8 protein-coding genes and 1 pseudogene are annotated in these 9,371 nt (G+C 45.3%); 7 read left to right on the forward strand and 2 right to left on the reverse strand.

The features are described from left to right. The 3 genes from ACTXGO_RS06725 to ACTXGO_RS06735 all read left to right on the forward strand — a co-directional run. Positions 1 to 588: acyl-CoA dehydrogenase C-terminal domain-containing protein (locus ACTXGO_RS06725; protein ID WP_443573787.1), on the forward strand; the 588-nt coding region annotated here is incomplete at its 5' end. An 89-nt stretch (positions 589 to 677) separates the two neighbouring features. Beyond that, the gene (locus tag ACTXGO_RS06730) at positions 678 to 1,481 is read left to right on the forward strand and encodes an SDR family NAD(P)-dependent oxidoreductase (protein WP_443573789.1); all 804 of its coding nucleotides are present in this window, start codon (positions 678 to 680) and stop codon (positions 1,479 to 1,481) included. 48 nt (positions 1,482 to 1,529) lie between these two features. Further along, entirely contained in the window at positions 1,530 to 2,291 is a 762-nt protein-coding gene (locus tag ACTXGO_RS06735; protein WP_317199822.1) for an SDR family oxidoreductase, read from the forward strand. 152 nt (positions 2,292 to 2,443) lie between these two features. Here the strand turns inward: ACTXGO_RS06735 and ACTXGO_RS06740 are convergent, their stop codons facing one another. Then, positions 2,444 to 4,603 carry an FAD-dependent oxidoreductase gene (locus ACTXGO_RS06740; RefSeq protein ID WP_443573792.1) on the reverse strand — a complete coding sequence of 720 codons (2,160 nt, stop codon included), beginning with the start codon at positions 4,601 to 4,603 and terminating at the stop codon, positions 2,444 to 2,446. A 364-nt stretch (positions 4,604 to 4,967) separates the two neighbouring features. Between ACTXGO_RS06740 and ACTXGO_RS06745 the strand changes: the two genes are divergently transcribed. Beyond that, positions 4,968 to 5,390: a tetratricopeptide repeat protein gene (locus ACTXGO_RS06745; RefSeq protein WP_443541679.1), complete on the forward strand. Its 423-nt coding sequence runs from the start codon at positions 4,968 to 4,970 to the stop codon at positions 5,388 to 5,390. A 462-nt stretch (positions 5,391 to 5,852) separates the two neighbouring features. After that, positions 5,853 to 7,379 (forward strand): acetyl-CoA hydrolase/transferase family protein, encoded by a 1,527-nt coding sequence (locus tag ACTXGO_RS06750; protein ID WP_435950759.1) that lies wholly within the window; start codon positions 5,853 to 5,855, stop codon positions 7,377 to 7,379. 105 nt (positions 7,380 to 7,484) lie between these two features. On the opposite strand, the gene ACTXGO_RS06755 is transcribed toward ACTXGO_RS06750, so the two are convergent. Beyond that, on the reverse strand, positions 7,485 to 8,426 hold the full coding sequence (locus tag ACTXGO_RS06755) for an acyltransferase (RefSeq protein WP_435950760.1): 942 nt from the start codon (positions 8,424 to 8,426) through the stop codon (positions 7,485 to 7,487). A gap of 346 nt (positions 8,427 to 8,772) precedes the next feature. Here ACTXGO_RS06755 and arfB point away from each other — a divergent pair, with 346 nt between their 5' ends. Both arfB and ACTXGO_RS06765 read left to right on the forward strand, forming a co-directional pair. Beyond that, positions 8,773 to 9,186, forward strand: coding sequence for an alternative ribosome rescue aminoacyl-tRNA hydrolase ArfB (gene arfB / locus ACTXGO_RS06760; RefSeq protein ID WP_435950761.1), 414 nt, complete (start codon positions 8,773 to 8,775; stop codon positions 9,184 to 9,186). 36 nt (positions 9,187 to 9,222) lie between these two features. After that, positions 9,223 to 9,371: pseudogene (locus ACTXGO_RS06765) on the forward strand (cupin domain-containing protein); the annotation flags it as partial.

Consider the following 9,371-nt stretch of genomic DNA (forward strand, 5'->3'; position numbering starts at 1 on the left):
GACTTGGGCATCCAAGTCTTGGGCGGCGCAGGTTACACCCGTGAATATCATGCCGAGCAGTTCTGGCGTGATAATCGCTTGAATCCTATTCATGAAGGCACAAATGGCGTACAAGCGCTCGATTTGTCATTTCGTAAGTTATGGCAAAAGGGCGGTTTGGGTATTCAAATCCTCAAACGTGAAATCACGCAAGATTTGCAAAGTATTACTACGCCTGAGAGTGCAAAACTGGCGGGTAAGCTTGCGCCATACATGGAGCATTTGCATGAGGTGCTGGTGCATCTAAGCAAGATATTACCGACTGAAAAAGCCATTACTTTAACGGGTAACGCGCAGGCTTTGATGAATATTTTTGCCTCCATCGTGGTCAGCTGGATATGGATTCGCCAAGCGAGTAAAGCGGAGCAACTGCTCGCTGTTGAACAAGATGCTGCTACTCAGGATCAGGACAAACAAAACTTCTATCACGGCAAAATACAAGCAGCAAAATACTTTATCGATTGGGAGCTACCGACGATTCAGCGTGATATTGACCTGTTAAATAACGACAATGCAGTATGTACAGACATGCAAGCGGAGTGGTTTTAAACCATTATTTAAAAACCTAGGGTCTGTTGAACATTCGACGGTGACACTGACTGGCCCTAATCATGAACTAGACATTAAAGGAATAAAGTATGAGTACAAATGGAGTTGAAGCAAGTCATCTATCTGATTTGCCCGCATCAAACGTTATAGGCAAACGTATTTTAATCACAGGCGGTGCCTCCGGTATTGGCGCAGCTAGCGCATTATTACTTGCTAGTCGCGGCGCAAAAATCGTCATTGGTGATATGAACGAGAAAGGCGGTGATAGCATAGCTAGGCAGGCGCTAGAAGCCAAGCATAGTGTCACTTTTAGACGAGTAGATGTGACTGATGGTGATGACGTCCGCGCGTTATTTCAATTTGCCATGCAAGAGCTTGGTGGCCTCGATGTCGTCATTAATAACGCCGGTATCGATCATAAGCCGGCGCCTATGCATGAGCTGAGTGATGATGACTTTGATCGCAATATCGCGGTGAATCTCAAAGGCGTTTGGCACTGTATGCGTGCAGCGGTTACTTGTATGGCACCAAACGGCGGTGGTCATGTCATCAATGTGGCCTCTATCGCAGGACTTCGTTCAGCGCCACTACTTTCGGCTTATAGTGCGGCTAAGCACGGCGTTATGGGACTGACTAAATCTGCAGCTCACGAGTATGCGCGCGTTAATATTCGCTTCAATGCGGTGTGTCCCAGCTTTATCGATACGCCAATGGTGCAGAACACCATGGCGAAAATGGATGAACGCGCCCAAAAAGCCACGATCAATGCCAGCCCACTGCGCCGCTTAGGCCGTGTTGAGGAAGTCTCAGGCGCTATCGCTTGGCTGGCAAGCGACGAGAGCAGCTTTATGAATGGTCATGCCTTTACCTTAGATGGCGGTATGTTGGCTTAAGGTGTTGCATATACAGTACTTCTCACTTATAAAATACAAGGAAACTCTATGAAAAATTTATTTGATTTAACAGGCAAGATTGCACTGGTCACTGGCGCAAGTCGCGGTATTGGCGAGTCCATTGCACGTCTGCTAGCAGCACATGGCGCGCATGTCATTGTCTCAAGCCGTAAGATTGACGCCTGCCAAGCGGTCGCTGATAGCATAGTCGAGAACGGTGACAAGGCTAGTGCTTTTGCTTGTCATGTCGGTGAGATGGATCAAATCGAAGCTATCTTTGCGCATATCAAAGACGAGTTTGGTCGCATTGATATCTTAGTTAATAATGCCGCTGCCAATCCTTATTATGGTCATATTCTAAATACGGATTTAGCCGCGTTTGAGAAGACTGTCGATGTTAATATTCGCGGTTACTTCTTTATGTCAACCACAGCAGGCCAGATGATGGCTGAGCAGGGCGGCGGGGTCATTCTTAACACCGCGTCCGTCAATGGTATCGTCGCAGGCGACAAGCAAGGCATCTACTCGATTACCAAAGCCGCGGTCATTAGTATGACCAAGTCCTTTGCTAAAGAGTGCGGCCCGCTCAACATCCGTGTTAATGCGTTATTGCCGGGTTTAACGGATACCAAGTTTGCTTCAGCACTAACCACTAATGATAAAGTCTTAAAAATGGCACTACACGCCATTCCGCTAGGACGCGTCGCTGATCCTGATGAGATGGCAGGCACGGTGCTGTATCTCGTCTCTGATGCCTCCAGCTATACGACAGGCGCTTGTGTGCTGGTCGATGGCGGTATGCTCAGCTAATCGCAGTTGTTTTATGTCAATCAAAAAAGGACACGATATGAGTATCGTGTCCTTTTTTAATACATCGAGTTTAAAGGATCGAGAAAAAGACAAGTATCAGTGACCACTTCTTTTAAAGTTAAACAAGACCTAACCAAACACGCCATATTTCACTAGCCTCGACGCCACGTTTGATATTTCTCAACGATATCCAATAGTTTTTCAGGGGCATTATTACGCTTCCAATTACCTGCCGCGTATTTGTTCCCCTCAGCCCATGTCGGATACATATGTATCGTGCCCAGTATTTTGTTAAGTCCAAGGTTGTGCTTCATCGCTAGGATAAATTCACTCATAAACTCGCCTGCGTTTTCGGCGACGATGGTCACGCCAAGTATTTTGTCTTTACCTTTGGGCGTTATCACCTTAATAAAGCCATAATTAGCACTTTCGGTTACGGCGCGGTCGAGATCGGCAAAATCATAATGCGTCACCTCAAAATCGATGCCTTTTTCGATAGCTTCTTGCTCATTTAATCCCACACGCGCCACTTCTGGATCGATAAAAGTCGTCCACGGAATCACGCGGTAATCGACTTTGAACTTTTTGAGATGACCAAATAGCCCATTGACCGCCGCATACCAAGCTTGATGCGAGGCCACATGAGTAAACTGATATGGTCCAACCACATCACCTGCCGCGTAGATATTAGGATATAACGTTTCCAAATACTCATCAGTATCGATAGTACGATCAGTCTGTATTCCAAGAGCTTCAAGGCCATAACCTTCAAGGCGTGCGCTACGACCGACTGCGCAGATTAACTGATCATACTCAATTGCGATCTCTTTTGAGTCATCCATAGCTTGAGCGATGATGAATTTTTTGTCACCGCGGCGCTCGCAGCGGATAGCTTGATGCGAGGTCATAACGTTTACGCCACTCTGTGTCAGGACTTTTTTGGCAAGTTGTGATACCTCGGTGTCCTCTTTTTTGATTAAGCGCTCGCTACGTTCAATTTGAGTCACACTAGAGCCTAAGCGCGCAAACGCTTGCGCTAATTCTGTGCCGATAGGTCCGCCGCCTAATACCACAAGATTTTTGGGTGTCTCTGTGAGCTGGCTAAACTGCTCCCACATCGTATCGCTAGTCACGTAGCCGGTCTCATCTAACCCTGGTAAATCAGGTACAAAGGGGCGCGCGCCGGTGGCGATAACGATCGCGCGCGCAGTTAGCCGCTGCGTGCCACCGTCGTTAAGCGCAATCTCTACCGTCCACGGATCGATAAAGGTTGCATAACCTTTGAGCACCTCAACGCCAAGCTCGGTATAGCGCTCAACACTATCATTAGGCGCGATATCAGCAATAACTTTGTTGATGCGAGCCATAATATTCTTGAAGTCAAATTGCGGCTCAGTATTATCAAGACCATAGCGCTCGGCGTGGCGCATGTGTTCAGCGACTTTGGCGCTTTTAATCAGTGCTTTGCTCGGCACGCAGCCGTAGTTCAGACAGTCGCCGCCCATCTCGCCCGCTTCAATCAAGGTTACCTTTGCTCTTACTGTCGCCGCGATATAGCTGGTTACTAAGCCGCCAGCCCCTGCACCTATCACAATCATATTGCGATCGAATTTTTTGGGTTTACTGTAGTTTTTATAGACGCGGCGTTTTTTTATTAGGTTGATAATGGATTTGGCTATTAAGGGAAACACCCCTAGTAGCACAAAGGATAAAATCAAATTAAAAGAGAGTATGCCAGATAGGCTCTCAATCTGTGCCAGTTGCGTCCCAGCGTTGACGTAGACAAAGGTGCCAGCGAGCATACCGATTTGACTGACCCAATAAAACGTCCACGTCTTAATCGCAGTGAGACCCATTAATAAGTTGATAATAAAAAAGGGAAAAATAGGCACTAAGCGCAGGGTAAACAGGTAAAACGCGCCTTCTTTTTTGACCCCATTATCTATAGACTCCAGGCGGTCAGGAAAACGCTGCTTGATGGTATCGCGAAGCAAATAGCGCGAAACTAAAAACGCCAAAGTTGCACCAATACTTGAGGCAAAAGAAGCGATCAAAACGCCTTGTACCAACCCAAACAGTGCCCCTGCAGCTAGCGTCAAAATAGCAGCGCCGGGTAATGATAGGGCGGTGACTAACACATAGAGTAAGAAAAACCCGCCGATGATCAAGAGTGGCGACTGCGCTTTGTACTCATCAAACTGATCCATCGAGCCCTTTAAACCTTCAAGGGTCAACAGATCGTTAAGACCAAAATAAAAAAATCCAATAACTAAAATCACTACAAGGAGTACGAGCGCTATTTTTTTTATCATGGGTTGTCCAGTGAAAGGCAAGAAAAAGGGGTGTCCGCTTTAGGATGATAGCGATTGTAAGAGTACGCTTCACCTTTTATAAAAGCAGTTTGATAACCGTTACTTTTAAAACTTTTATATATTTGAGTGATTGTTCAAATAAAATCAGAGCACAGCAATAAAAAGATCGGACATTAGCATTGTAGTCGTTATTGAGCGTTTGTTCAAGTTTACATAAGAGGGCAATTTCAGTGCTTTAAAAGGGTAAATCAGTGCTTAAAAAGATTAAATAGTAACCCTTTGATGTCGAATCAGGTAGCATATGCACTTAAGATGTAAGCGCTATCAGTATTATTATCTGTAGACTAAAAAAAGGGCAATAAGCATGATCAATACCAAAATTTATAAAGCCATTTATGCCTTAGCAGAGGACTTAATTGAGGCTGATCGCATAGGAGATCAGCTGCAATTTGATACACTCTATCGCGAGCTTAACGCCCTTTGCATAGATAACGAGGACACGCCAAAGAATCATCCTGAGCAGTGGGAGACGCTGGCTGACTTTACCGCAGATTTGGATGAAGCGCTGGTCATTTATGACAAAGCGCTAGCTAAGGCGACAGCGATGAATTCAAAAGATCATCTAGCCTCTATCGCTTACTCTATGGCAGTACTGCAGATCGAAAAAGAGGATAAAGCGGCGGCGATACAAAGCCTTCAAAATGCTAAAGTCGCTGCGAACAAGATTGAAGATAAAGAGTTTAAGGTTGAGATTGATGAGTTGCTTGCTACTTTATTAGCTCATTAGGGCGTGTTTGATATTCGATCATGGCACTGACAGAGACTATTTTTTAGTCGATTCAAAGATAAAAATAGTAAGTTTAGTCATTCTAAGCGTCTATTTTTATTAAAGGAACGGCAAAAAAGAGTCCTGTCCTTTTAGGCTGATGCTAAAATTGCCCCCCAGCTCTATATAAGCAGTGTGTTGCAAGTCTAGCTAAGGTCTAGACATTATCTTCAACTTGCGCCGTGTCTGGAACCATTTTAGCGATCAGCAGTGCTCATTTATGAATTATCAAACACGCCCTAATATTAATCATCGAAATTTTACCGACTTAAGTGTCCTTAAAAATGCCAAAATCGAGTATACTTATGCCACTGCGCTTGTATTTTGGCGCAAAGTTGTTCAAGATATTGCATTAACAAATCTTTCAGACGCCCTCCCTTAGTTGAGGGTTACTTTTAATATGGACGTTATTAGGATACTAGTATGAGCTCTAACAATCATGAAGACCGCGTACAACACGAAGGCTTACGCGATAAGATTATGTCGGCCCAAGAGGCTGCCTCATTTGTAAAAAACGGTATGACCTTGGGTATCGCAGGATTCACAGGCGCAGGCTACCCTAAGTTTGTACCAACGGCGATCGCTAACCGTGCCAAAGAAGCTCATGCCAATGGCGAAGAGTTCGGTATCGGTATGCTAACGGGTGCATCTACCGCTCACGACTGCGATGGTGTTTTGGCAGAAGCTAACTGTGTTAACTTTCGCGCGCCGTTTCAATCTGATCCTGCTATGCGCAACAATATCAACGCGGGCAACACGCATTACGTCGATATGCATTTGTCACACTTTGAGCAGCAAGTACGTTTTGGCTTTTATGGCGATATGGACATTGCGCTAATCGAAGCGACTGCTATTACGCCTGAAGGCAAGATTATTCCATCGATGGGTATCGGTACCAATAATCAATGGCTGAAAACTGCCAAAAAAGTCATCATCGAAGTCAATTCGCGCCAAAGTATGAAATTAGAGGGCATGCATGACATCCCTGATGACATTGGTGCGCCGCCTCATCGTCAGCCAATTCCTATCGTCGATCCTGCCAACCGTATTGGTACACCTTATTTAGAGTGTGATCTGGATAAGATTGTCGGTATTGTCATGACGGATGCGCCTGATCGCAATAGTAAATTTGCTGATCCTGATGAAAACTCTAAAACGATCGCTTCACAGATCATTGAGTTTTTGGATCATGAAGTCAAACAAGGTCGCCTGCCAAAGAACTTACTGCCACTACAGTCAGGCGTCGGTAACGTTGCCAATGCTGTGTTGATGGGTCTACAAGACAGCCCGTTTGATAATTTGATGGGTTATACCGAAGTGTTGCAAGATGGTATGCTAGATCTAGTATTAAGCGGCAAGATGGCATCAGCGTCGGCAACGGCATTATCCTTTAGCCCAGATGCTTTGCAGCGCTTTAATGACAATATTGACTTTTTGCGTAATAAGCTTATTTTACGCCCACAAGAATTTACCAACCATCCTGAGGTCATTCGCCGCCTAGGTATTATCGCTATGAATGCCATGATCGAAGGGGATATCTATGGTAACGTCAACTCGACGCACATCATGGGTACCAAGATGATGAATGGTATTGGCGGCTCAGGTGATTTTACCCGTAACTCGCATTTCTCATTCTTTGTGAGTCCATCAACCGCTAAAGGCGGCGCGATCTCTGCTATCGTGCCGATGGTATCGCACCACGACCATACTGAGCATGATGTAATGTTCTTGGTCACTGAGCAAGGATTTGCTGATTTGCGTGGTAAATCGCCGCGTCAACGCGCTAAGCTCATTATCGATAACTGCGCGCATCCAGACTATCGCCCAATGCTTCAAGACTACTATGAGCGCGCTCAGAAGTCAGGTCCACTGCATACGCCGCATATTCTTGATGAGGCACTGTCATGGCATCAGCGTTTTGTTGAGACCGGTGACATGCGTATCAAGTAATTATGATTGTGCAATAAACAAAAGCCCCTTATCGAGAGATAAAGGGCTTTTTTGTGTATAAAACTACTCAATCTAGGTCTAAAAAACTTACTCTGCAAAAAAAATTTACTCTTCAAACTTAGCAAGCATCTCATTAATACGCGCGTCTTTGTCTTGCCATATCTGCTCAACCCAAGCAAACATCTGCGCTTTGACGTCCTCATCCTCCTCGTAACCACCGTTTTGAATAGCAGCGACCAAATTATCAGGCACCTCAAGGTAGCGCACATCGACGCTTAGGCGCTGAATGTTGCCTTGCCATAAATCAGCGTAGGTCGGAATGCCATCAGGATAAACGATAGTCATATCCAGTATTCCGTCTATCTCATCGCCTAAAGCGTTGATAGCAAGAGCGAGGCCGCCTGCGCGCGGTTTGAGCAAATGGGTGTAAGGGGAGTTCTGTTTATCGCGCTTAGCCTGAGTAAAGCGCGTGCCTTCCAAATAGTTGAGCAAGGTAAAAGGCTTGTCTTTGAGCAGTGAGCAGGCACGTTTGGCCTCAATGATGTCTTTGCCTTGTAGCGCAGGGTTTTTGGCGATTTGTTTTTTGGAGTGACGGCGCATCATCGGAAAGTCCAAAAAGTAAAAGGTCTGACCGACGATAGGGATATATATCAGCTCAAATTTGGTAAAAAACCGCGTCAGGGGCAGACGGTCTTGGCTAATGTACTGCACGATACTGGTATCAACCCAAGATTGATGATTGCTCACGAGCAAGTACTTACCGCTGGTATCGACATCCTCTGGCAGCTGGATACGCCAGTCTTTCTTGGGGAGTACCGTATCGATTACCGCATTATTACTTTTAATCCAGTGATTGGCGATTTTGATGACTGCTTTGTCAGCGACATCAGCACCAGTGATGATTTTGGTTGCGCCCATAAGCCAAACAGGAATGCTACCTGCAAAGCTATTGCCCAAAATGACACCAGTCGCCGTCGCCAGTGAGACCGCTTTGCCAAGCTTTGGCGTACGGTCATGCATTTTTTGAAACACTGAGGCCAAGCGCATGTAAAACCCTTCTTGTAGCTAATTTTATTCGCTGAATATTTTAGCAGAAATCGCTACAAAAGTAGTCGGTCAGAGATGACTGGTGATTGCACAAGACAAGCGGCGATATATACCCAATCATCTTTGATAAATGATAATGGATACCAAAAACAATGACAGGTATTAGAGTAACTCTGTAAAATAAGCAGACACAAAAAAGCACCTGATAAGGTGCTTTTTGACTTAGTATAATTCGTTATTTTATTAGTTAAGTTTTACATCTGAAGTTACACAATTGCATAAATAGCGTAGATTATTATCAAATAATGCCCCATATACCAAATATTCAAACCAATAAAAGACAATTATGATTTTTATCAGTAATACCATTAGCCTAAGTGAAAGTGAGGTCGAGATTAGTGCTATTCGCGCACAAGGAGCAGGCGGGCAAAACGTCAATAAAGTCTCGTCTGCTATACATTTACGCTTTGATATTAACGCCTCAAGTCTAAGCGACTCTCAAAAGCAGCGCTTGCTCGCTAGTCAAGATAGCAGAGTGACTAAAGACGGCATTTTTGTGTTAAAAGCTCAGCAGTACCGCACCCAAGAGCGCAACAAAATTGATGCCTTTGAACGTCTTAAAGCCTTTATCTTGCAAGCAACTCAAGTCGCCAAGGCGCGCAGACCGACCAAGCCGAGCAGAAATGCTAAGCGTAAACGCGTTGATCAAAAGACCCAGCGCGGCAAAACCAAAGCGCTACGCGGCAAGGTAGACTTTTAAGCTGGCTTCTCTTAACTCAAATTTGGATACTATCCTATGCTAATTAATGCAGATTTTTCGCGTCGTGCTGAGCTACCGTCTGAAGAACACCAGTGGGTAAAGTCCCCGCAAGGCGGCGTTGAGCGCGTGATGCTCGATCGCGTAGGCGCGGAAAAAGCGCGCGCGACGAGTCTTGTGCGTTATGC

It is taken from the genome of Psychrobacter sp. T6-1 (assembly GCF_052258445.1).

Bases quoted from the DNA above. Each gene is read 5' to 3' on its own strand.
- ACTXGO_RS06730 (WP_443573789.1), top strand. From the start codon at position 678: ATGAGTACAAATGGAGTTGAAGCAAGTCATCTATCTGATTTGCCCGCA.
- ACTXGO_RS06735 (WP_317199822.1), top strand. From the start codon at position 1,530: ATGAAAAATTTATTTGATTTAACAGGCAAGATTGCACTGGTCACTGGC.
- ACTXGO_RS06740 (WP_443573792.1), bottom strand. From the start codon at position 4,603: ATGATAAAAAAAATAGCGCTCGTACTCCTTGTAGTGATTTTAGTTATT.
- ACTXGO_RS06745 (WP_443541679.1), top strand. From the start codon at position 4,968: ATGATCAATACCAAAATTTATAAAGCCATTTATGCCTTAGCAGAGGAC.
- ACTXGO_RS06750 (WP_435950759.1), top strand. From the start codon at position 5,853: ATGAGCTCTAACAATCATGAAGACCGCGTACAACACGAAGGCTTACGC.
- ACTXGO_RS06755 (WP_435950760.1), bottom strand. From the start codon at position 8,426: ATGCGCTTGGCCTCAGTGTTTCAAAAAATGCATGACCGTACGCCAAAG.
- arfB (WP_435950761.1), top strand. From the start codon at position 8,773: ATGATTTTTATCAGTAATACCATTAGCCTAAGTGAAAGTGAGGTCGAG.